This is a genomic window from Agrobacterium sp. SORGH_AS_0440 (assembly GCF_031453135.1).
GTDB lineage: Bacteria > Pseudomonadota > Alphaproteobacteria > Rhizobiales > Rhizobiaceae > Agrobacterium > Agrobacterium pusense.
In genome coordinates, this window is sequence record NZ_JAVIYR010000001.1 from 652,291 (window position 1) to 674,622 (window position 22,332).

Consider the following 22,332-nt stretch of genomic DNA (forward strand, 5'->3'; position numbering starts at 1 on the left):
CAATCAGGCATAGTATGGTCCCTGCCGAACTCGCAACAAATCAGGATCGACCTATGCCCGCTTTCAAGACCATCGATGACCTCAACGACATTGCCGGAAAGCGCGTTCTCGTCCGCGTTGATCTCAACGTGCCGGTCGCGGATGGCAAAGTTACGGACAAGACCCGTATCGAGCGGGTCGCGCCGACCATTCTGGAACTTTCCAAGAAGGGCGCAAAGGTTATTCTGCTTGCCCATTTTGGCCGTCCGAAGGGCGAACCCGTGGCTGACATGTCGCTTTCCCAGATCGTACCAGCAGTTGAGGAAGTGCTGGACCATGCCGTCTCCTTCGCGTCCGACTGCATCGGCGCGCCGGCGGCGGAAGCCGTTGCGAAACTGAATGACGGCGATATCCTGCTTCTGGAAAACACGCGCTTCCACAAGGGCGAGGAAAAGAACGATCCCACCTTCGTCGAGGCTCTGGCGGCCAATGGCGATATCTATGTCAATGACGCCTTCTCCGCCGCGCATCGCGCCCACGCCTCCACCGAGGGCCTCGCCCGCCACCTGCCCGCCTATGCCGGCCGCACCATGCAGGCCGAGCTTGAGGCTCTGGAAAAGGGCCTCGGCCAGCCGGTGCGTCCCGTCGTCGCCATCGTCGGCGGCGCGAAGGTTTCAAGCAAAATCGATCTTCTGATGAACCTCGTGAAGAAGGTCGATGCCCTCGTCATCGGCGGCGGCATGGCCAACACCTTCCTCGCCGCCCGTGGCGCCCAGGTTGGAAAATCGCTCTGCGAGCACGATCTGGCCGAAACCGCAAAGCAGATCATGATCGAGGCCGCGACTTCCGGCTGTGCCATCGTGCTGCCGGAAGACGGCGTCGTTGCCCGCGAATTCAAGGCCGGTGCGGCCAGTGAAACGGTCGACATCAATGCCATTCCCGCTGACGCCATGGTGCTTGATGTCGGCCCGAAATCGGTTGAAAGCATCAAGGCCTGGATTTCACGCGCGGAAACGCTGGTCTGGAACGGGCCGCTCGGCGCCTTCGAAATCGAACCCTTCGATGCAGCCACCGTGGCTGCCGCAAAACATGCCGCGGAATGCACGAAGGCCGGCAAGCTCGTCTCCGTCGCAGGCGGCGGCGACACCGTGGCCGCGCTCAACCATGCCGGCGTTTCCGAGGATTTCTCCTATGTTTCGACCGCCGGCGGCGCCTTCCTTGAATGGATGGAAGGCAAGGAACTGCCGGGCGTTGCCATCCTGACCGCCGCCAAGTAAACTTATCTCACTTGCCTGACACGAGGCCGGACAAGCGATGCTTGTCCGGCCTTGTTTTTTGGTAAGTGCACGCGGGAGGAAAAGTTTCAAACGATTGAAATCATTTCAATCGTTTCAATGAGTTAGCGTGCCATTTCCCTGCCCTGGAACTTCTGTTATCGGAAATTTATTGTGCCTTGGGAGAATAGCAAATGACCGAACGTCTCGAAGACATCGCAATCAAAATGGTCGCCGACGGCAAGGGCCTGCTCGCCGCCGACGAATCCACGGGAACGATCAAAAAGCGTTTCGACAGCATCAATCTGGAGTCCACCGAGACCGCCCGCCGCGACTATCGCGAGATGCTGTTCCGTTCCGACGACGCCATGAAGAAATATATCTCCGGCGTCATTCTCTATGAAGAGACCCTGTTCCAGAAGGCTGCCGACGGCACACCTTTCGTTGATATCATCAAGGCGGCGTGGCAGCCTGCCGGGCATCAAGGTGGATATCGGCGCCAAGCCGATGGCCTTCCACCCGCATGAATTCATTACCGAAGGCCTCGACGGTCTTTATGAGCGCCTGCGCAAGTACCACGAAGCCGGTGCGCGCTTCGCCAAGTGGCGTGGCGTCATCACCATCGGTGAACAGCGCCCGAGCTGGGGTTCGATCAAGGCAAACTCCCAGTCGCTCGCCCGTTATGCCGCTCTCTGCCAGCAGGCGGATATCGTGCCGATCGTTGAGCCTGAAGTCCTGATGGACGGCGAGCCGGGCACGCATGACATCGACCGCTGCGCGGAAGTCACGCAATGGGTTCTGCAGACCGTCTTCGCGGACCTGTTCGACGCCCGCGTGAACCTCGAAGGCATGATCCTCAAGCCGAACATGATCATCGACGGCAAGAAGGCCCGCAAGGCTTCCGTCGAGGAAGTGGCGGAAAAGACCGTGAAGGTCCTGAAGGCGACCGTACCTTCCGCCGTTCCGGGCATTGCCTTCCTTTCCGGCGGCCAGTCCTCCGAAGAAGCAACGGCGCATCTCTCCGCCATGAATTCCGGCTATGACCTGCCCTGGTCTCTGACCTACTCCTACGGCCGCGCGCTTCAGGATACGGCCCTCAAGACATGGGGCGGCAAGCAGGAGAATGTCGCTGCCGGCCAGCGCGCCTTCACGCACCGCGCCGCCATGAACAGCCTGGCGGCCAAGGGCAACTGGAAGCAGGAACTCGAAAAGGCAGCCTGAGGCTTCGCTCCAGAGCTTTGGTGAATGAAAGCCGCCTCCCGGGGCGGCTTTTTCTTATGGGCGCAGAAGCAGCGTTACCGACCAGATGACAAAGGCGGCAACCGCTATCTTCCAGCAATCGCCCCGTTTCTTCAGCCCCGGCAGGCCGAGCGGCCGGATAATCTGGACGGCCATGGCCAGCAGTAAAAAAAGGCCGATCGCCTTCGTCATTTATTGAGCCTTTTCTTTATTTCTGCATCGTCACAGGCTGGACATTTTTACCGTTCACCAGAAGAGTGCAACTCATTCGGGTAACTCCCGTTGTATGACCTGTCCGACCGTCCGTCCGAACGCATGAGAGTGTTGTCATGAGCAGAAATCTTCTACCCGTATTCGCTCTTTTATCCAGCACTCTGTTTCTCTTTCTCGGCAACGGTCTTCAGGGCCTCGTGCTGCCAGTACGAGGCTCGGCAGAAGGTTACTCCAACGAGATCCTCGGTTTCCTCGGAACCTCCTGGGCTGCGGGCTTCGTTGTCGGTTGTTTTGTCGCGCCGGCCATCGTGCGCCGTGCCGGCCATGTGCGGGCTTTTGCGTCTTTCGTCGCATTGGTATGCCTGACCGTGCTCATGACCGGTCTCATCGTTGATGACGTCTGGTGGATTACGCTGCGTGCGCTTACCGGCTTCTGCACCGCCGGCACCTCAATGATCATCGAAAGCTGGCTGAACGAGCGCGCCACGAACGAAAGCCGCGGCATGATCTTTTCGCTCTATATCGCCATCACGCTTCTGGGCGTCGTGGCGGGACAGATGATCGTGCCGATGGGAGATATCAGCAATACCTCGCTGTTCATGATCTGCGGCATCATTTATTGCATCGCCATTCTGCCAGCAACGCTTTCAAAGGCGGCCAGTCCACAGCCCTTGCAGAAGGTGAAACTGGATTTGCCGGCGCTCTATCGCAACTCCCCGGTCTCCTTCGTCGGCATTCTGATGATCGGCATCGCCAACGGTGCTTACGGCACGCTCGGCGCCGTCTTCGGTGCCCGGGCAGGCCTGGATCCGACCATGATCGCCATCATGGTGTCCGTCACGATTTTCGTCGGCGCATTGGCGCAGTTCCCGGCGGGTCGCCTTTCGGACAGGATAGACCGTCGTTACGTGCTGGCCGGCCTCGCGGGGCTTGGCGCCGTCGCGGGACTTGCGGTCGCAGCCGTGCAGCCGCATCACGTCTACGTTCTGATTCCGATGATCGCCGTTTACGGTGCAGCCGCCAATGCGCTCTATCCCATCGCCGTGGCGCACGCCAACGACTTTGCGGCGTCCGAGGATTTCGTCAAGGTTTCAGGCGGGTTGCTGTTGCTTTACGGCGTCGGCACCATTATCGGACCGACGCTCGGCGGCGCTGTCATGACCTATTCCGGGCCCTATGCGCTGTTTCTGGTCACAGCCGTCGCCCATATTTTGATTACTGCCTACGCCATTATCAGAAGCCGCAGGCGCGCCGCGCTTTCAACCGACGAGAAGGACAATTTCTCGACGATGATGCCGACGACGCCTTCTCCGCTGGTGACACCGGAGAGTATTGCGCTTGACCCGCGCGCGCCGCAATATCCCGGCGAGGATGGGGACTACGTGGAAAAAGGAGCAGGCATATGAGCCTCTTTGACGACGACCGCCCGCAAAAACCCGCTGCACACCAGATTGGCACCGATCTCAGCCTCCTCTCCGTGGACGAACTGGACAGCCGGATCGAGCTTCTCCAGGCCGAAATCACCCGACTCGAAGAGGAAAGAAAGCGGAAATCCGCGGGAAGACAGGCGGCGGAGAATCTTTTCCGATCCTGATGCGCGGTGACCAATAAACCCGGCTCGCACGTGCCTAACGGCAGAATCGGTTCAACGTGCGTTCCAAAACAAGAGGTTTTGGGTCAGTCTTTCGTTTACCATTAACCAAAAATTAAGCTTTCTGAGAGATTACTATACATGTCCAGTTCTTCTGGATTTCAGGCATCTTCTCCATTCGGCGAATTGGTCTGATTTTTCTCCCTGTTTTACCTTGAGAGCCGCTTTCGCGGCTCTTTTTTTGCCGCCGCCGGCTTCGGTAAAACTGTGGGTATTAACCCTTCTTTAATAATTGCCTTGCGCATTTCAGGTAAAGATACCATCCTGAAAACACTAAAGGCCGGAACAAAATATCCGGATCGTCGTTGCCTGACAGTGTGGTGCGTGAGCAGGGATTTGAAGAAATGTCGGAACAGGTTTTAAATACCATAAGCTTTGCGGGGCGCGCGGCTGCTTCCAACCAGTTCAAGACCCTCTATACCGAAGGCATGACCCTGGTGGAGGAAACTGCAAGCTATCTCGACGGCGCCGGCCGCGCTGCCTCGAAAGTTTTGCCGCGCATGGCCTCAGTGCTTTATGCCGCGGAATCGATGCGCCTCACGACTCGCCTGATGCAGATGGCCTCCTGGCTGCTGCTCCAGCGCGCCGTCAACAACGGTGAAATGACCCGCGATCAGGTTTTGAGCGAGAAGAATAAGGTTCGCCTCGACAGCTTCAACGTCGACCGCAACGCGCCCGGCTGGAACGACCTGCCGGAGTCCTTCCGCGATCTTATCGAGCGCTCGCTGCGTCTCCAGAATCGCATCGCCCTGCTCGACCGCGAAATCTATCGCCCTTCCGAAGCCGCGAAGGTGCCGGACAATGAGAACAGCGTTCAGGCGCAGCTCAACCTTCTGCGCACGGCTTTCTCGATCAACTGAGGAAAAAACCACATTGAGTGGACAATTTGAAAGCAGGCTCACCGGCCTGCTTTTTTGTTTCAGCGGTCATGCCGGGTAGATGCCGTCGCCAAAACAGCGCAACAAAAAAGCCCGGTAAAACCGGGCTTTTTTAACAATCTGTTCGCAAGAGGATCAGAGGCCGAGGCCGCCGAAACGCTTGTTGAACTTGGAAACGCGACCACCGCGGTCCATAAGCTGCTGGTTGCCGCCCGTCCATGCCGGATGGGACTTGGGGTCGATTTCAAGGTTCATGACGGCGCCTTCCGAACCCCAGGTAGAGCGGGTTTCGTATTCGGTGCCATCGGTCATGACCACCTTGATCGTGTGATAATCGGGATGGATATCAGCCTTCATGACAATCTTCCTGGTTAAGTGACGTGCGGTCCATTTGCCGCAATTGCGTCAACTGAGCCAATTCAATAAATGAAGCCATAGTCCAGATGGGCTATGGCTTCCCAATTCGATGCGGAGCCTATACATGAAGGTCGCCGAGATAACAAGAGCCTGCTATCCCCTTGTGAAAGGAGATGGCTTCCGGGCAGGAATTTTACCGCAGGCCGGAAATTCGCCCACAAAAGGCCGAAAAATGGCGAAGAACGAGGAGCATAGAGGACGTGGCAGACATCGAACAGCATAAAGCGGTGAAACAGAGAAGCCTGAAACCGCTCCTTGGCCTGTTTCCTTATCTCAGGCGTTATCGTGGCTTGATGGCTGCGGCTCTTTTTGCACTTGTTCTGTCTTCCGCCACGACTCTTGCCTTGCCGCTCGCCGTTCGCCGCATCATCGATCACGGTTTCCAAACGCCTGATGGCGGTATGATCAACAGCTACTTCGCCATGCTTTTAGCCATTGCGGTTGTTCTCGCACTCGCCAGCGCCATGCGTTATTATTATGTCATGACGATCGGCGAGAGGGTCGTTGCCGATCTGCGCCGCGATGTGTTCGCCCATCTCACCACGCTGTCACAGCAATTCTTCGATGCCAACCGCTCAGGCGAGCTCACCTCGCGACTGACGGCCGACACGGTGCAGATCCGCTCCGCATTCGGCTCATCTGCGTCGGTGGCGTTGCGCAACATCATCATGTGCTGCGGCGCCGTGGCGATGATGATCTATACCAGCCCCGGTCTTTCCGGACTCGCGCTGCTGGCCATTCCCTTTATCGTTTTTCCCCTGATTGCCTTCGGGCGCTCGGTTCGCGCCCGCTCCCGCACGACACAAGACACTTTGGCCAACTCCGCCGCTTATGCTTCCGAGACGATTGCAGCGAGCCGCACCGTACAGTCCTTCAATGCCGAGACGCTGGCGAATGCCCGTTATGGCGCTTCGGTGGAAGCGGCCTATCAGGGCGCACGCGCCGCCATCGGCGCACGCTCCATCCTCACCGCCGTCGCCATCACGCTCGTCTTCGGCAGCGTTGTCGGCATTCTCTGGTATGGGGCGCAAAGCGTCCTGTCCGGTGGCATGACCGCGGGAACGCTCGGTCAGTTTGTGCTTTATTCGGTCATCGCGGCCAGCGGCCTTGGCCAGCTCTCCGAAGTCTGGGGAGAACTGGCGCAGGCCGGCGGCGCGGCGGAACGGCTGTCCGAACTGCTGGACGAGCGCTCGCCGGTTCTCGATCCCGCCGCGCCCGTCACTCTGCCCCAGCCACCGCGTGGCGAAGCCGCATTCGAGAATGTCGATTTTGTCTACCCGCTCGCGGCAGGACGGCCGATCGTCTCCGGCCTCTCCTTCAAAGTCAGTGCCGGCGAAACCGTCGCCATCGTCGGACCCTCCGGTGCAGGCAAGAGCACGGTCTTTTCGCTGCTGATGCGCTTTTACGATCCGCAGCAGGGCCGTATCACCATTGACGGCGCTGATATCCGCGACGTCAAGCTCGCCGATCTGCGGGCGCGTCTATCCATCGTCCCGCAGGATGTGGCTATATTCGCCTCCTCAATCCATGACAATATCGCCTTTGGACGGCCTGACGCGACACGGGAAGAAGTGCGCGCCGCCGCCATCGCCGCGCAGGCCGACAGCTTCATTGAACGCCTTACCGACAGATATGACACCCAGGTGGGAGAGCGCGGCGTAACACTTTCCGGCGGGCAGCGCCAGCGCATCGCCATTGCCCGCGCCATCCTGCGCAACGCACCTATCCTGCTTTTGGACGAGGCCACCTCGGCGCTCGATGCGGAAAGCGAGACACTGGTACAGAAGGCTCTCGATGAGCTCATGAGCAGCCGCACCACCATTGTCATCGCCCACCGCCTTGCCACCGTTCTCAAAGCCGACCGCATTCTGGTGATGGATGAAGGCCGCATCATCGAGGAAGGCACGCATCAGAGTCTCATTCGCCAGAACGGTCTCTATGCCCGGCTCGCCCGTCTGCAATTCCAGACCGGGCCCGAAGAACTGCGCGCACAGGCCTGAGTTACGTCAGCACGCTGCGCCCCGCAACGCGCCCGGAAAACAGGCATCCTCCAAGGAAAGTGCCTTCAAGCGTGTTATATCCATGCATGCCGCCACCGCCGAAACCAGCCACCTCGCCAGCGGCATAAAGCCCCGGCACCGGCTCACCGCCGGCGTCCAGCACCCTCGCCTCAAGGTCGGTGTGCAGGCCACCCAGGGTCTTGCGCGTCAGCACATGCAGACGCACGGCAATCAAAGGCCCCATGGCAGGATCGAGCAGGCGATGCGGTTTCGCCGTTCGCATCAGCCGGTCACCGAGGTAACGGCGCGCACCGTGGATCGCCGTTACCTGCGTATCCTTGCTAAAGCCGTTTTCAATCTCACGGTCGCGCGCTTCGATCTGCCGGCGGATGTGGTTGGTGTCCAAGCGATCATTTCCGGCGATGGCGTTCATCGCAGGCACCAATTCTTCCAGCGTATCACGAACGGCGAAATCCTCGCCCCGTTCCATGAAAGCCCGCACGGGTCCAGGCGGCTCCTTTCCCAACCTTTTCAGCAACAGGCGCATATTCTTGCCCGTCAGATCAGGATTCTGCTCCGAACCTGAAAGCGCGAACTCCTTCTTGATGATCACTTTGGTCAGAATGAACCAACTGTAACCGCTGCCACGTTCACCCAGCATTTTCAGTGTGCCAAGCGTATCAAAGCCAGGCATGGCCGGCGCATGAAGCCGGTCACCATTCGCATCGCACCAGAAGGACGAAGGACCAGGCAGAATGCGTATGCCGTGACCTGGCCAGATCGGGTCGTGGTTTTTGACACCCTCGGTGTAATGCCACATGCGGTCACGGTTGATGACCCCGCCACCCGCCGCCTCGGTGATGGCGATCATGCGGCCGTCCACATGCGCCGGCACACCGCAAACCATGTTTTGCGGCGGCTGGCCCAGTCGTTCCACGGGCCAGTTGCGCCGCACCAGCTCCTGATTACCGCCGATGCCGCCGGAACTGACAATGACCGCAGCAGCGGAAAGACCGAATTCGCCCTGCTCTTCCCGGCTGCTCTCCTCTCCGCGTTGCACCGGATCGCTTGCAAGAACCACACCGGAAACGCCGGTCACCCCGCCATCGGCGATATCCAGCCGATCAACCCGGTGGCGGAAGCGGAAGGATAGCCGCCCATCCGCCGCGATAAGCTTTGCCTTTTTAACGAAGGGAGCAAGCACCCCGGGGCCTGTGCCCCAGGTGACATGGAAGCGTGGAACAGAATTGCCATGGCCATCGGTCAAACCGCCGCCACGCTCGGCCCAGCCTACCACGGGAAACCAGCGCATACCCATGCGGTGCAGCCATTCCCGCTTCTCACCGGCAGCAAAATCGAGATAGGCCTCTGCCCAGCGACGCGGCCAGTGATCTTCCGGGCGATCAAAACCGGCCGAACCGAACCAGTCCTGCCTCGCAAGGTCGAGACTGTCTCGCACGCGCATCCGACGTTGTTCTGGGCTATCGATGAAAAACAGGCCGCCAAGCGACCAGAAGGCCTGTCCGCCCAGGTTCCGCTCACCCTCCTGATCAACCACGCAGACGCTGAGACCTCGCTCGGCAGCCTCCGTTGCCGCAACCAACCCGGCAAGCCCCGCCCCGACAACGATCACATCATAGCGTTCCATCAGCCCCTCCCAGATATGACGGAATTACTTTTACGCGAACGTAAGTTTACTTTCGCCGGAAGGCAACCGCCCAGATGCGGTCCGCGATTTCAGCGCTCGGTCAGCTTGAGTTCGATACGGCGGTTCTGCTGCCGTGCCTCCGGTGAGTCACCTTCTGCAATCGGCTGATATTCTCCAAAGCCGGCAGCGACAAGACGGTTTGCCGGCACGCCCTTGGAGATCAGGAACTTCACAACCGAAGTGGCACGGGCCGAGGAGAGTTCCCAATTGTCGCGGTAGCGGCCGGAGCCAGAGAGCTGGACATTATCCGTATGGCCATCGACGCGCAGGACCCAGTTGATCTCCGCCGGGATTTCCTTTGCGAGATCAAGCAGCGCGGTTGCGAGCTTCGCCATTTCCGCTTGCCCTTCCGGATTGAGTTCATTGCCGCCGGAAGGGAAGAGCACTTCGGATTGGAAGACAAATCGGTCGCCGACGATGCGGATGTTTTCACGATCGGACAGAATTTCGCGCAACCGACCGAAGAAGTCGGACCGATAGCGGTTCAGTTCCTGCACCCGCTGCGCCAGCGCGACATTGAGGCGGCGGCCGAGATCGGCGATCTTGACCTGAGAAGAGGCATCCTTGGCTTCCGAGGCCTGCAGCGCGGCTTCGACCGAGGCAATCTGCGCCCTCAGTGCCGCAATCTGCTGGTTGAGCAACTCGATCTGCGCGGAGGCGCGGGAATTGGCCTGCCGCTGCTCGTCCAGTTCACCGGTGAGACTGCCGATACGGGCGTTGGCGCTGGCATTGTTGCCCGAGCCGGCGTCAAGCAGTGCCTGCAGCCGCGACCGTTCATTCTCAGACGCGGCAAGAGTGGATTGCAGGCTCGCCAAGGCGTCCTCCACATCCTGCTTGTTGCCCTTTTCCATGGCCAGAAGTTCGGTCAATTCGGCAATCTGGCTGTTGAGACGCGTCAGCACCTCGTCCTTGCCGGTAATCTCACGCGACAGCACGAATTGCGCGAGCACGAAGACCGTCAGCAAAAACATGATGGCCATCAGCAGCGTCGACAGCGCATCGACGAAGCCCGGCCAATAATCCACACCCCTGTCGCGGCGGCGGTTGCGCGCAAGCGCCATGGCTATTCGCTCCCGTTATCGTGCCGGGTGCGTCCGGAAGACTTCGTATCGCTGTCAATCCGCGCCGAAAGCCGGTCGAGCGTGCGGCGGAGCGATTTGGATTCCTCCTGTTGCGCCTCGATCCAGTCGCGCAACATTTGCTGTTCGCTGCGCATGTTCTTGACCAGACCCTGAATGCCTTCGGCAAGACTGGTCATGGCCGCCAGCGAGCGCTCGGTGCTCACCACGGCCCCTGCGTCGCCTCGGGACTCCCTTGGGGCGTCCGTCGTATCCGTCACCGAGGAAAGCCAGTTTTCGGAGTTGGGTGTAGAAACGGTTCTGGGCGCGGCCGGCCTGAAGATCGAGAAAACCGAGAATAAGCGAACCGGAAAGACCGAGCAGTGACGAGGAAAAGGCCGTTCCCATACCCGCCAGCGGCGCGGTGAGACCGGCCTTGAGCGAACCGAGAATATCATTGCTGTCACCGGCGCTTGGGTCGAGAGACTGGATGACGTTGCTGATGGCGCCAATGGTGCCGATAAGACCCCAGAAGGTGCCGAGCAGGCCGAGAAATACCAGCAAGCCGACGAGATAACGCGAAGTATCACGCGTCTCGTCGAGGCGCGTTGCGATGGAATCGAGGATCGTGCGTTGCGTAACGGCAGAAAGGCGGACTTCACCACGCTTGCCGATCAGCGTGCTCATCGGCGCAAGCAGTTTGGGCGCGCGACCGACCTTTTCGACGCTGCCGGCGGCACGAAAGGCGTTGAACCAGCGGACTTCCGAACGCAGGCTCATCGTCTGCGTAAACACCAGAATGATGCCGATGGCGAGCACACCGAGAATGAAGCCGTTGAGCCCCGGATTGGTCATGAAGGCGGTGTGCGCCTGCCGATAGAGAATCGCTGCCAGAAAACCGACGAGGATCAGAAACAGAACCATCGTCCAGAGAAACGGTGTGGGGCTGGACAGCTTGTGGCTGTATTCCCGTGTGGTCACCGGTTTCTCGACGCCAAGATCGAGCAGCTCCGAATCCGCCATAACGTTCGCATTCCCTTTGGCCAGCTATCCAGCGGAAGCTATTTGAAAATTGCGACGATTTGAAGCGAAAAGCCGGTCTTTCGTGACAGGCCTTTCACGAAAAAAGGCATGGAGCCGGGCGAGGGAACACAAAAACGCCCGGCGAACATTCGCCGGGCATCAAAAACTTGTAAAAAACGGCAGGTTTTCTGCTGAAAACCAATCAGCGGCCCGGAATAGGGCGGTTGGCCACCTCAACGAGCGCCTTGTGGATATATTCGTTGCCTGCAGCAACGGAACTGCTGCCGAAGATATCGGTGCCGCCCTTGATGTCGGAGGCGAAACCACCGGCTTCCCGAATCAGCACGAGGCCGGCCGCCATGTCCCACGGCGAAAGATCAGCTTCCCAGTAACCGTCGAGACGGCCAGCGGCAACGTAGGCGAGATCGAGCGACGCCGCACCCATGCGACGGATGCCTGCAGCCTCCCCCATGACGTGACGAAGCTCGACCAGGAACTTGCCGTGGTTGCCGCGGCCGAGATGCGGCACGCCGCAGCCGATGACGCAATCCGTCAGCGCCTTGCGCGCGGCAACGCGGATGCGGCGATCGTTGAGGAACGCGCCGCCGCCGCGCTCGGCGGTGTAGAGTTCGTCGGTGGCCGGATTGAAGATCACACCGGCGACGACTTCGCCGTTACGCTCAAGCGCGATGGAAACCGCAAAATGCGGAATGCCGTGCAGGAAGTTGGTCGTGCCATCGAGCGGATCGACGATCCAGCGATGTGCACCATCGGTTCCCTTTTCCTCGCCGCCTTCCTCGCCCAGAAAATCGTAGGTCGGGCGCGCCTTCATCAGCTCCTCGCGCACGATCTTCTCGGCCTTCAGATCCGCCTGCGAAACGAAGTCGCTCGGTCCCTTGACCGAGACCTGCAGGTTCTGCACTTCACCGAAGTCACGCGACAAAGACTTACCCGCCTTGATGGCGGCCTGAACCATGACATTGAGAAGGGCTGAACGGGCCATCGATGTTTTTTCCTGGAAAGCTTGCGAACCGCCCGGAAGCTCACCGGGCAGGCACGTCATTATTTTCTTGAATTGAAAGTTTGCGGTTCAAGACCACAAAACGCGCGGAAATTCAAGGTAAAAAGCCCATGGGTCAACCGCGGCCAGGGAACGCAACCCTTCCATCAGGTCGGACGGAAACGATTTGCGGCCTCGATCGCCTTCTTCTGCTGCTCGTCATTGATGCCGAGATAGAAGTCCTCGAGAGACGGATCCTTCAATCCGGCGCGGCGGGAAAGCACGTACCATTTGGCTGCCTCAACCGGATCAGGCCGGGTACCGAGTGCCTGAATATAGAGATGCGCAACCTTGTTCTGCGCCACGACATTACCGCGCTGTGCTGCGCCATAGAGCCAGCGGAAGCCTTCGTCGAGATTACGCTCGCCACCAAATCCGTTGACCAGCCAGATACCGAGATCGACCTGTGCAGTGTCATAGCCGGCCTTTGCGGCGCGCATCAACCAGTCGCGAGCCTTTGCCTTTTTCTCGGCAGGCACATCCTTCACGGACCAGTAAATTTGCGATACCGCATATTGCGCATCGGCAATGCCCTGTTCGGCGGATTTTTCATAGAAGGGCAAAGCCATCAGCAGACCCTTGGCGCCCGGATTTTCCGAAACCAATATCTGGCCCCAGTTGAACTGGGCAGAGGCGTTGCCGGCTTCCGCTGCACGACGCATGAAATCATCGGCCTTCGCCTTGTCACGCGTAACGAATTTCCCTTCCATCAGGATAAGGGCAAATTTGAACATGGCGACGGGATCGCCGCCCTGTGCGGCCTGCTGATACCAGAACGCGGCTGTTTTCTCGTCACGCGCAATGCCAAGTCCGCGCGACATCATTTCCGCCACCAGCGTCTGGGCGGGTGCGTCACCGTTCTGCGCGCGGTTCAGCGCCTTATCAAGCGCCTGCACATATTCGCCGCGCTGGAAATGGCCATAGGCCTCATCCACCCGGCCCTTGAATTCCTTCTCAGGCGGCAGTGCCGGCAGATCCGCACCCATGCGCTGATAGACGTTCACGCCGGCTGAAGGCTGCAAGTCCTTCTGCTCTTCGGATTGCACCCTGCCCTGCCGGGTCGGCTGAGCCTCATTTTCCAGCTGTCGGGAAAGCGCATTGTTTTCACTCTGCGGCCCGGATTGAGCAAGAGCGACACCCGCCGGCGCGCCGAAAACAAACGCCAGCAGCGAAACTGAGAGGCAGAAATGAAACGAGCGCATGATCATCGCCTGTATCAACCGTCAAACCGTGGCGCTTTTTCGTCAAGCAAAGCGTTGATTTCAGAAACGGCCTGGGCGGCGCCACCGACATTATCGAAAACGCCGCTGCGCATAGCCACGAACTCCACGCCCGTCTCCGCCACGGCAACCACGGACGAGAGGTCCGCGCCGCCCATGACGATGGCGGGGATTTCGATCATCGACGCCCACCACTCACCGAGCGCCAGGTTCTTGGGATGCGCCTCGGGCTTGATGTCGCCTTCGAGCTTCCCGAAAAACACGTAATCCGGATTGGCCTCGCCCTGCTCCAGCGCCTTGTGGCGGTCATCGGCATTTCCGCCGCCGACGATCAGTTTCGGGGTGAATTTTTCCACAGCCTCCGAAAGCGCCTCGGCGTTACCGACCACATGCAGCCCGTCCGCCTTCACCCGGCCGGCGACACGGCTGTCACCGGCAATGAGCGCTGCGGCACCCGACGCCTGCACGAGGGGTACGATCAGTTCGGCGCGTTTCTGGAAAGCGGCGTCATCCAGACCGTATTGCGGAATGATGACCGAAGCGACATCGCCTCCCCGCAGCGCGGCTTCCACATCTGCCGCCTGCTTTTGCGCATCGTCCGATTGCGGGACGATCAGGACAAGGCGGCAACGGTCTTCAACAATGCTCATCGTTTCGTCCATTTCAGGCAGACGACGCTTCCGACGCGATCTGCACTCGTTTTCATATGACAAATCCGATAAACCGGACCGGCGAAAGGATCAACCATACATCCATGCTGACCGATTTTCATTTTTATCTCGTCGCCATTCCCGCAGTGGTTCTCGTCGGCCTTTCCAAAGGGGGACTGGGCGGCGCGCTGGCGCTGATGGGCGTGCCACTGATGGCGCTTGCCGTATCGCCCGTCCAGGCGGCGGCGATATTCCTGCCGATCCTGATCGTCATGGATATTGTCGCGCTCTTCGCCTGGCGGCACTACAACCATCGCCAGACGCTCCTTGTCATGCTGCCGGGGGCTATCGCCGGCATTGCGCTCGGCTGGGCAACTTCGAGCATGATCTCCGCAGATGCCATGCGTCTCGTCGTCGCCTCGGTCACGATCCTGTTCGTGTTGCGTTACTTTTATGAGAGTTTCAAAAGCCGCAACGGTCAGGAAATTCCGGCAGAACCGCAAAGGCCGGCCGCCGCCACGCTCTGGTCCAGCCTGTCCGGTTATGCGAGTTTCGTGGCCCATGCGGGTGGACCGCCCTTCCAGATCTACGTTCTGCCGCTGAAACTCGACCCGAAGACCTATACCGGCATGAGCGTGCGCTTCTTCGCCATCATGAATGCGATCAAGCTCATACCCTATTTCGCACTTGGCGCGCTCGACGCCACCAACCTCAAGACATCGGCAAGTCTGCTGCCCGTCGCGATGCTGGCGACGCTGGCCGGTGCAAGAGTGGTGAAATACCTTAAACCATCCGTGTTTTACCCGCTGATGTATGCCATGGCGTTGATTGCGGCACTGAAACTGCTGTGGGACGGACTGCCGTTCTAATACGGCAATAAAAAAGCTCTGGCAGCAGGTTTTCGCCGCCAGAGCTCGAAAGGTCAGACCGCCGACCCCTCATTCATCGAGGGCCAGCGATCTGCCATAAATCAATGTCTTGTGGAGGCTTTGAGCCTCTGGAGTTCATCCTTCAGGCGCAGTTTACGACGTTTAAGGTCCGCGATCTCTCTATCGTCAGACGACGGGGAAGCAAGAATACTTTCGAGCTCCTCCTCCAGAGCACCGTGTTTCTTTTCGAGCGATGCAATATGAGCCTGAATGGTCATGCGGCACGTCCTTCCTTTTTGAACCTACCTCCAGCTCTCCATCGCTGGAGTTTCAGGTTTGCGACGACAATGTGACACGGATCGGTCGGCTTGTCGAAGGCGAAATGAAGGCAATAAGTGGGCAATTTGGTCGCAACGGATAACTTCCCGTTACCGCGATTTGATGATAGAGGCTCGTGAACGATCACATACGCGCCGGAGGCTATCCGGCTGGCATAAAATGGGGATGACAAGATGCCCGATCAGGACCAGGCGGACATCAGGCTCACGCTGGCGCGGCTGCGCCAGGAGCATGAGGATTATGACGCGGCGATCAATGCGATGATCCAGACCAGCTGCGACGCGCTGCGGATACAACGCATGAAAAAGAAGAAGCTGGCCGTCAAGGACAAGATGACCCAGCTGGAAGATCAGGTCATTCCCGATATCATCGCCTGAGCCCGGAGACATTACGTGACAGCAGAAACGCCCCCCGTCGCCATCATCATGGGCAGCCAGTCCGACTGGGAGACCATGAAGAACGCTGCCGACACGCTGGATGCGCTCGACATCGAGTACGAAGCCCGCATCATTTCCGCCCATCGCACCCCTGACCGGCTTTACGATTTCGCCAACGGCGCGAAAGACGAAGGCTTCAAGGTTATTATTGCGGGCGCCGGCGGCGCTGCCCATCTGCCGGGCATGACAGCTGCCATGACGCCGCTTCCGGTCTTCGGCGTTCCGGTCCAATCGAAGACCATGTCCGGTCAGGACAGCCTCTATTCCATCGTGCAGATGCCCGCCGGCATCCCTGTCGGCACGCTCGCGATCGGCAAGGCCGGCGCGATCAATGCGGCCCTTCTCGCGGCCGCGGTGCTGGCGCTTGGCGATGAAGACCTTGCCGATCGTTTGGACGCCTGGCGTGCGCGCCAGTCGGCGGCTGTCGCGGAATACCCCATGGACAGCGCCCAGTGACGACACACGACATGGCAAAGACAACCAACCTCACCATCGGCATCATCGGTGGCGGGCAACTCGGCCGCATGCTGGCGATGGCCGCGGCGCGTCTCAACCATCGTACCATCGTGCTGGAGCCGCAGGCGGATTGTCCCGCGGCACAGGCCTGCAACGACCAGATCGTGGCAGCATATGATGACGAAAACGCACTTGCGCAACTCGCAAGCCGCTGTGATGTCGTGACCTACGAATTCGAGAACGTGCCCGTTGCCGCAGCAGAAAAACTCAGCGCCTCGGTTCCCGTTTATCCGCCGGCACAGGCGCTCAGCGCCTCACAGGATCGCTTGACGGAAAAACGCTTCCTCAACGATTGCGGCATTCCAACCGCCGATTTCCGCGCCGTGGATAGCCAGGAAGAGCTGGAAGCCGCGCTGGCCGCCTTTGGCGGCAAAGGTGTGCTGAAAACCCGTCGCATGGGTTATGACGGCAAGGGACAGCGCCTCTTCCGGGGAGGCGAAGACCTCGCGGGCGCGTTTGCAGCGCTTGGTGGCGTGCCGCTGATTCTTGAAAGCTTCATCGCCTTCGAACGCGAAATTTCGATCATCGCCGCCCGTTTCCGGGACGGGACCGTGACCTGTTACGATCCGGCCGAGAACGTTCATCTGAACGGCATCCTGCACACATCCACCGTGCCGGCCGCACTTTCGGATGCCGCAAGGGGTATTGCCGTGCAATCGGCGGAAAAGCTCCTGGCCGCTCTGGATTACGTCGGCGTTATCGGCATTGAGTTTTTCGTCCTGCCGGATGGATCGCTGGTCGCCAATGAAATGGCGCCCCGCGTGCACAATACTGGCCACTGGACGGAGGCGGCCTGTGTGATCTCGCAATTCGAACAGCATATCCGAGCCGTATCGGGCCTTAACCCCGGCAACACTGATCGCCATTCCGACTGCATCATGACCAATCTGATCGGCGACGACATCAACGACGTACCGGCATGGCTGTCGAAAAAAGACTGTCTCGTCCACCTCTACGGCAAGACGGAAGCACGGCCGGGCCGCAAGATGGGCCACGTGACGCAGCTTCTGCACACAGGAAAAGCCTAGTCTTTTAAGGCAAAGACGCGGGCAAGTGTTGACAGGCAGGGCTCAAACAGGTATCTGCCTGCCAACCGAAAAGAGCGCGCCCCGTTGCGCGCTTTTGATTGTTTGAATAGCACGGCACAAACCGTGCAAAACTGCGGACCAGTAAAATGAAGATCAAGAATTCGCTTAAAGCGCTTAAGGCCCGTCATCGCGATAACCGCCTGGTTCGCCGCAAGGGCCGCGTCTACATCATCAACAAGCAGAACCCGCGCTTCAAGGCTCGTCAGGGCTGATTGACTGCGACTGCGGTTCGCGATCTGATCGCGGATCACTTTGTTGACAGACCAGAAGTTTGCATTTGATATTGGGCGCAGTCGGGTTAAGCTTTAACCCATGCGCCCAAATCGTTTTTGCACCGCTCTCATTATTGCTCAGGGCTTCATGGTCTCAAGCCTCGCGTTTGCGGGAACGGCTGCTGTTGCCCAGGCGGCAGACGGAAAGCCAGCTGTTGCTGTCGAATCGGCGCCATCACCCGCCAAGACAATCGACACGCTTTTCGCTTCGCTGAAAAAGGAACGGAATGCGGTCAAGGCGCGCAGCATCGCCAACCAGATCGCCTCCGAATGGAATGACTCCGGCAGCGCAACGATCAATCTCCTGATGCAATGGGCGGGTGAAGCTGCCGACGAAAAGCGCAACGCCGCCGCTTACGATTTTCTCGACCAGGTTGTTTTGCTCGATCCCGACTATGTCCAAGCGCCCTATCGCCGCGCCATGGTCCATTTCGCCGATGGCGACACCCGCAAGGCAATGGCGGACATCAACCTGACGCTGGAAAAAGAGCCGCGCTATTTCCCTGCCCTCGCAAGCCTGGCCAACATCCTCGAAGCCTCCGGCCGCGACGAGCTGGCGCTGAAAGCCTGGGAGCGTTATCTGGCGCTTTATCCTGCAGACAAGGACGCCCGCAAGGAAGCCATCGACCTTTCAGAAAAGCTGGCTGGCACGCGCGGCTGATGTCGAGGGCAGTCAAACAAAAATCGCCGCAGAAGCGGCGATTTTTCATTGAGGCATTTTCAGCCGATCATTCCATGCCGAGCGCGGCCATATAAGTCTGAAGAATCGTTTCTTCCTCGATGCGCTCGTTGGCATCCTTCTTGCGCAGGCGGATGATGGTACGGATCGCCTTGGTATCGTACCCACGCCCCTTCGCTTCGCCCATGACATCCTTGATATCACCCTGAATAGCAGCCTTTTCTTCTTCGAGGCGCTCGACGCGCTCGATGAACTGACGCAGTTCGGCGGCGGCGACGGTTTCGGTGGTGCTGGTTTCGTCCATCATATCATCCTTCATTGGCGGCCCGCATGTGGGCCTTATTCATTCAAACTGGCAAGGCGTTCGCCGGTCGCTGCAAGCAGGCAACAAAATTCAGGCCTGTGAACTGCCCACTGAAAGGCGTCCCGTCAAGTCGATTCCGTCGGTGAAGACTTATTCCTTGGGCCGGTTCTGCTCGAAAGCGGCTTTCTGGTCGCCACTCGCTTCGCCCTGGTATTTCTCTTTCCAGTCCTCATAGGGCATGCCGTAGACGATTTCCCGGGATTTTTCCTTGCTGAGCGGAACACCCGCTTCCTCGGCCGCTTCACGGTACCAGTTGGAAAGGCAGTTGCGGCAGAAGCCCGCGAGATTCATCAGGTCGATGTTCTGCACATCGTGGCGTTCACGAAGATGTCTGACGAGACGCCGGAATGCGGCCGCCTCAAACTCGATCTGCCCGTTGTCGTTCTCATTTGTCATGGCGAAACTCCAGGCTCAATAGGGGCCGGTGCGGGAAGCGAACAGCTGATATTCATGCAGAACCGGATCGTCATTCATTGCGGCAAAAATGGGAGCGAGCCGGTCTGACCATTCGGCGATCCCCTCCTCGTTCCCGATCAGATCCTGCCTGACCTCCAGAAGTGCGTGCGGTATACCCTTCGCCATACAATGACGATACATGGTATCGCCCTTGAGTGCTCCGTCATAGGGTTCGTTGTCGCCGACGAGAATGTCGCCGGTAGCGCGCAGATGCGCCAGCAGCGGATCGACGGCGCGATGATCCGTATCCCACAGAACCGCCGCATGCCATGGCCTCGGCGTTTCCTTCCAGAACGGTGTATAGGAATGCAGTGACAGGACGAGCGGCGCTTCTTCCGAGGCCTCGGCCACACGGGTCAGCACGCTGTCCACGGCATTGTGATAAGGCCGGTGAAAAGTCTCGATCCGCTTTTGCCATTCCTCGTCGGAAATCGGATGGTTTCCGGGGATGATCGCTCCGTCCGAGATTTTCATGATGAGAGTTGGATCATCCTCACCACGATTCGGATCGATCAGCAGCCGCGAGAAACGCCCGAGCACCGCCGGCACGCCAAGGCGCACAGCCAGCGAGCGCGTTAGCCCCTCTATACCGATATCAAATGCGATGTGGCGATGAAAAGCGGTTTGCGGAAGACCAAGATTACCGTAGTGTGCCGGCAGAAGGTTCATGGCGTGGTCTGCCAGCAGAACCATGCCTTTGTCATAATCGCCTTCTATGATTTCATAGGGTATGAAGTCGTTCATCGATGATTTTTCTGGGGCAGCATTGAGGAGAGAAACTTGATGGCATGGCTTGAGGCCGGGCGCAAGTTACGGCGGAAGAACAGCCATCTACCTTATCGCACTCACGATCCCACGAACAATATAATCGATTAAACTCGCGTTGACTTTCTTGGGCGGCCACGCCAAGAAGTGTGTTCATTATAACCATGGAATCCGGATGGAAGCCGTGACTCAGTCATCTCTCGCTCGTCCCCGCCACATCAGGCACCTCGCCCGTCTTTTTTCCATAGCGGCATTGTTTCTGACCCCTTTCATGATCGCGGCGCCCGCGTATGCGGATTTTCGCGTCTGCAACAGCACGCAGAATCTCGTGGGGGTCGCAATTGGCTATCGGGCACAGGAGGGCTGGGTCAGCGAAGGTTGGTGGCAGGTCCCCGCCTCGACCTGCGCGACGCTGATCGAAGGTGAACTGCAGTCACGTTATTATTATCTCTATGCCGAGGATGCCGCTCATGGCGGCCGCTGGACCGGTGACGTCAACATGTGCGTGGCGGAAAACGAGTTCAAGATCACCGGTGTGGATGATTGTTATGCCCGCAGCTTCCAGAGAATGGGTTTCAAGGAATATGACACGGGCAGACAGGGCAGCTGGATGGTCCAGCTTTCCGATACGCCAGGCACACAGGGAAATCAAAACTGATGAAGCGTAACCGCAAAGTCAAAATTCTTGCAACTCTCGGCCCTGCCTCCTCCGATGAGGCCATGATCGAAAAGCTGCATCTCGCCGGCGCGGATCTTTTCCGGATCAACATGAGCCATGCGAGCCACGACCTGATGCGGACGCTCATTCAGCGCATCCGTTCGGTCGAGAGCCGCAACGGCCGCCCCATCGGCATTCTGGCCGACCTGCAGGGTCCCAAGCTGCGCGTCGGAAAATTTGCGGAAGGCAAGGTCGAGCTCGTACCTGGCCAGACCTTCACCCTTGATAACAACGACGCACCTGGCGACAACACCCGCGTTTTCCTGCCGCACCCCGAAATTCTCGAGGCGGTCAAACCGGGCCATCGCCTGCTGATCGATGACGGAAAGCTGCATCTGCGCGCTGAAAAGAGCGACGGCAAGAGCATCGTCACCACGGTCATTTCCGGCACGCGCATTTCCGACCGCAAGGGTATCAGCCTGCCCGACACTCTGCTCGGCGTCGGCGTTCTCACCGACAAGGATCGCGTCGACCTCGATGCCGTGCTGGAAACCAACGAGGTAGACTGGGTCGCGCTTTCCTTCGTCCAGCGTCCTGAGGACCTGGCTGAAGTGCGCAAGATCGCACGCGGCCGCGTCGGCCTTATGTCCAAGATTGAAAAGCCGCAGGCGGTCGAGCGCATCGAAGAAATCATCGAGCTTTCTGACGCCCTGATGGTTGCCCGTGGCGACCTTGGCGTCGAAATGCCACTGGAAGCAGTTCCCGGCATTCAGAAGCAGCTGACCCGCGCCTGCCGCCGCGCAGGCAAGCCGGTCGTGGTTGCCACGCAGATGCTCGAATCGATGATAACAGCGCCTGTACCGACCCGCGCTGAAGTGTCCGACGTCGCCACCGCCGTCTTCGAAGGCGCTGACGCGATCATGCTCTCTGCCGAGTCTGCCTCTGGCGATTATCCGGTCGAAGCCGTTTCCACCATGGCCTCCATCGCAAGCACCGTGGAACAGGATCCGCATTATTCCAACATCATCTACGCGCAGCGCGCCCAGCCGGAACCGACAGGCGCCGACGCGATTTCGCTGGCCGCCCGCCAGATTGCCGAAACCCTAAAGCTTGCGGCAATCGTCACCTACACATCTTCCGGCACGACAGGTCTGCGCGCGTCGCGTGAGCGGCCGCAGGTTCCGATCATCGCCCTCTCGCCGATCATCCAGACCGCACGCCGACTGTCGGTTGTCTGGGGTCTGCACTGCGTCGTCACCGGCGACGCCAGCGATCTGGACGACATGGTGAACCGCGCTTGTCGCATCGTCGTTTCCGAAGGCTTCGGCAAACCGGGTGACCGTATCATCATCTCCGCCGGCGTTCCGCTCGGCACACCCGGCGCGACCAACATGGTGCGTATTGCCTATATCGGCTCGGACGGCCAGAGCGGCGTCTGACGGACAGATGTCAGGAACAAAAAAACCCGCCGTCACCGGCGGGTTTTTTATTGGCCTCTCGGGCCGCATTGGCAATGAAG

Annotated in this window: 24 protein-coding genes and 2 pseudogenes; 14 read left to right on the top strand and 12 right to left on the bottom strand. The window is 59.2% G+C overall.

Translation table 11 applies throughout. The features are described from left to right. Positions 1 to 53 precede the first annotated feature (53 nt). Positions 54 to 1,256, top strand: coding sequence for a phosphoglycerate kinase (locus tag QE453_RS03070; protein ID WP_004445771.1), 1,203 nt, complete (start codon positions 54 to 56; stop codon positions 1,254 to 1,256). Between the two features lie 191 nt (positions 1,257 to 1,447). Then, a pseudogene (locus QE453_RS03075) lies at positions 1,448 to 2,474 on the top strand (class I fructose-bisphosphate aldolase). Between the two features lie 54 nt (positions 2,475 to 2,528). On the opposite strand, the gene QE453_RS03080 reads toward QE453_RS03075, so the two are convergent. After that, a complete protein-coding gene (locus tag QE453_RS03080) occupies positions 2,529 to 2,684 on the bottom strand; it encodes a hypothetical protein (protein WP_004445774.1) in 156 nt (51 codons plus the stop codon). 137 nt (positions 2,685 to 2,821) lie between these two features. Here QE453_RS03080 and QE453_RS03085 point away from each other — a divergent pair, with 137 nt between their 5' ends. The 3 genes from QE453_RS03085 (at position 2,822) to QE453_RS03095 (ending at position 5,216) form a co-directional block, all read left to right on the top strand. Further along, positions 2,822 to 4,111 carry an MFS transporter gene (locus tag QE453_RS03085; RefSeq protein ID WP_004445776.1) on the top strand — a complete coding sequence of 430 codons (1,290 nt, stop codon included), beginning with the start codon at positions 2,822 to 2,824 and terminating at the stop codon, positions 4,109 to 4,111. Further along, positions 4,108 to 4,299 (top strand): DUF1192 domain-containing protein, encoded by a 192-nt coding sequence (locus QE453_RS03090; RefSeq protein ID WP_309776352.1) that lies wholly within the window; start codon positions 4,108 to 4,110, stop codon positions 4,297 to 4,299. The genes QE453_RS03085 and QE453_RS03090 overlap by 4 nt, the downstream gene beginning before the upstream one ends. A 401-nt stretch (positions 4,300 to 4,700) precedes the next feature. Beyond that, on the top strand, positions 4,701 to 5,216 hold the full coding sequence (locus tag QE453_RS03095) for a DUF1465 family protein (protein WP_003506184.1): 516 nt from the start codon (positions 4,701 to 4,703) through the stop codon (positions 5,214 to 5,216). A 153-nt stretch (positions 5,217 to 5,369) separates the two neighbouring features. On the opposite strand, the gene rpmE is transcribed toward QE453_RS03095, so the two are convergent. Continuing rightward, positions 5,370 to 5,591, bottom strand: coding sequence for a 50S ribosomal protein L31 (gene rpmE, locus QE453_RS03100; protein ID WP_003497640.1), 222 nt, complete (start codon positions 5,589 to 5,591; stop codon positions 5,370 to 5,372). A 260-nt stretch (positions 5,592 to 5,851) separates the two neighbouring features. On the opposite strand from rpmE, the gene QE453_RS03105 reads away from it, so the two are divergent. Further along, a complete protein-coding gene (locus QE453_RS03105; RefSeq protein ID WP_309776353.1) occupies positions 5,852 to 7,651 on the top strand; it encodes an ABC transporter transmembrane domain-containing protein in 1,800 nt (599 codons plus the stop codon). Between the two features lies 1 nt (position 7,652). Here the strand turns inward: QE453_RS03105 and QE453_RS03110 are convergent, their stop codons facing one another. The 6 genes and pseudogenes from QE453_RS03110 to QE453_RS03135 form a co-directional block, all read right to left on the bottom strand. After that, positions 7,653 to 9,299: an FAD-binding dehydrogenase gene (locus QE453_RS03110; protein WP_309776354.1), complete on the bottom strand. Its 1,647-nt coding sequence runs from the start codon at positions 9,297 to 9,299 to the stop codon at positions 7,653 to 7,655. A gap of 89 nt (positions 9,300 to 9,388) precedes the next feature. Beyond that, positions 9,389 to 10,420 (bottom strand): peptidoglycan -binding protein, encoded by a 1,032-nt coding sequence (locus tag QE453_RS03115; protein ID WP_004445789.1) that lies wholly within the window; start codon positions 10,418 to 10,420, stop codon positions 9,389 to 9,391. A 2-nt stretch (positions 10,421 to 10,422) separates the two neighbouring features. Beyond that, positions 10,423 to 11,377: pseudogene (locus QE453_RS03120) on the bottom strand (flagellar motor protein MotA); the annotation flags it as partial. 265 nt (positions 11,378 to 11,642) lie between these two features. After that, a complete protein-coding gene (locus QE453_RS03125) occupies positions 11,643 to 12,443 on the bottom strand; it encodes an inositol monophosphatase family protein (protein WP_004445792.1) in 801 nt (266 codons plus the stop codon). Between the two features lie 164 nt (positions 12,444 to 12,607). Next, entirely contained in the window at positions 12,608 to 13,708 is a 1,101-nt protein-coding gene (locus QE453_RS03130; protein ID WP_309776355.1) for a tetratricopeptide repeat protein, read from the bottom strand. 8 nt (positions 13,709 to 13,716) lie between these two features. Next, complete coding sequence (locus tag QE453_RS03135) at positions 13,717 to 14,370, bottom strand: thiamine phosphate synthase (RefSeq protein ID WP_309776356.1); 654 nt, start codon at positions 14,368 to 14,370, stop codon at positions 13,717 to 13,719. Between the two features lie 104 nt (positions 14,371 to 14,474). Between QE453_RS03135 and QE453_RS03140 the strand changes: the two genes are divergently transcribed. Next, positions 14,475 to 15,239 (top strand): sulfite exporter TauE/SafE family protein, encoded by a 765-nt coding sequence (locus QE453_RS03140; RefSeq protein ID WP_006697178.1) that lies wholly within the window; start codon positions 14,475 to 14,477, stop codon positions 15,237 to 15,239. Positions 15,240 to 15,340: 101 nt separating this feature from the next. On the opposite strand, the gene QE453_RS03145 is transcribed toward QE453_RS03140, so the two are convergent. Beyond that, positions 15,341 to 15,517: a YdcH family protein gene (locus QE453_RS03145; RefSeq protein ID WP_003506164.1), complete on the bottom strand. Its 177-nt coding sequence runs from the start codon at positions 15,515 to 15,517 to the stop codon at positions 15,341 to 15,343. Between the two features lie 234 nt (positions 15,518 to 15,751). Here QE453_RS03145 and QE453_RS03150 point away from each other — a divergent pair, with 234 nt between their 5' ends. From QE453_RS03150 to QE453_RS03170, 5 genes are all read left to right on the top strand, one after another. After that, positions 15,752 to 15,955, top strand: a complete 204-nt coding sequence (locus tag QE453_RS03150) for a YdcH family protein (RefSeq protein WP_003497661.1) — start codon at positions 15,752 to 15,754, stop codon at positions 15,953 to 15,955. Between the two features lie 48 nt (positions 15,956 to 16,003). Further along, complete coding sequence (gene purE / locus QE453_RS03155) at positions 16,004 to 16,471, top strand: 5-(carboxyamino)imidazole ribonucleotide mutase (RefSeq protein ID WP_034497641.1); 468 nt, start codon at positions 16,004 to 16,006, stop codon at positions 16,469 to 16,471. 11 nt (positions 16,472 to 16,482) lie between these two features. After that, positions 16,483 to 17,559 (top strand): 5-(carboxyamino)imidazole ribonucleotide synthase, encoded by a 1,077-nt coding sequence (locus QE453_RS03160; protein WP_037091980.1) that lies wholly within the window; start codon positions 16,483 to 16,485, stop codon positions 17,557 to 17,559. Between the two features lie 146 nt (positions 17,560 to 17,705). Continuing rightward, positions 17,706 to 17,831 carry a type B 50S ribosomal protein L36 gene (ykgO, locus tag QE453_RS03165; RefSeq protein ID WP_003497670.1) on the top strand — a complete coding sequence of 42 codons (126 nt, stop codon included), beginning with the start codon at positions 17,706 to 17,708 and terminating at the stop codon, positions 17,829 to 17,831. Between the two features lie 100 nt (positions 17,832 to 17,931). After that, positions 17,932 to 18,552 (top strand): tetratricopeptide repeat protein, encoded by a 621-nt coding sequence (locus QE453_RS03170; RefSeq protein WP_034497310.1) that lies wholly within the window; start codon positions 17,932 to 17,934, stop codon positions 18,550 to 18,552. Positions 18,553 to 18,619: 67 nt separating this feature from the next. Here the strand turns inward: QE453_RS03170 and QE453_RS03175 are convergent, their stop codons facing one another. From QE453_RS03175 to QE453_RS03185, 3 genes are all read right to left on the bottom strand, one after another. Further along, complete coding sequence (locus QE453_RS03175; protein WP_006314683.1) at positions 18,620 to 18,877, bottom strand: DUF2312 domain-containing protein; 258 nt, start codon at positions 18,875 to 18,877, stop codon at positions 18,620 to 18,622. A 147-nt stretch (positions 18,878 to 19,024) separates the two neighbouring features. Beyond that, the gene (locus tag QE453_RS03180) at positions 19,025 to 19,330 is read right to left on the bottom strand and encodes a DUF1244 domain-containing protein (protein ID WP_309776357.1); all 306 of its coding nucleotides are present in this window, start codon (positions 19,328 to 19,330) and stop codon (positions 19,025 to 19,027) included. 15 nt (positions 19,331 to 19,345) lie between these two features. Continuing rightward, on the bottom strand, positions 19,346 to 20,134 hold the full coding sequence (locus QE453_RS03185) for an N-formylglutamate amidohydrolase (RefSeq protein WP_309776358.1): 789 nt from the start codon (positions 20,132 to 20,134) through the stop codon (positions 19,346 to 19,348). 292 nt (positions 20,135 to 20,426) lie between these two features. Here QE453_RS03185 and QE453_RS03190 point away from each other — a divergent pair, with 292 nt between their 5' ends. Both QE453_RS03190 and pyk read left to right on the top strand, forming a co-directional pair. Then, positions 20,427 to 20,813 (top strand): DUF1036 domain-containing protein, encoded by a 387-nt coding sequence (locus tag QE453_RS03190; protein ID WP_318252556.1) that lies wholly within the window; start codon positions 20,427 to 20,429, stop codon positions 20,811 to 20,813. Then, a complete protein-coding gene (pyk, locus tag QE453_RS03195; protein WP_004445813.1) occupies positions 20,813 to 22,252 on the top strand; it encodes a pyruvate kinase in 1,440 nt (479 codons plus the stop codon). Before QE453_RS03190 ends, pyk begins: the two co-directional genes overlap by 1 nt. The last annotated feature ends 80 nt before the right edge of the window (positions 22,253 to 22,332 follow it).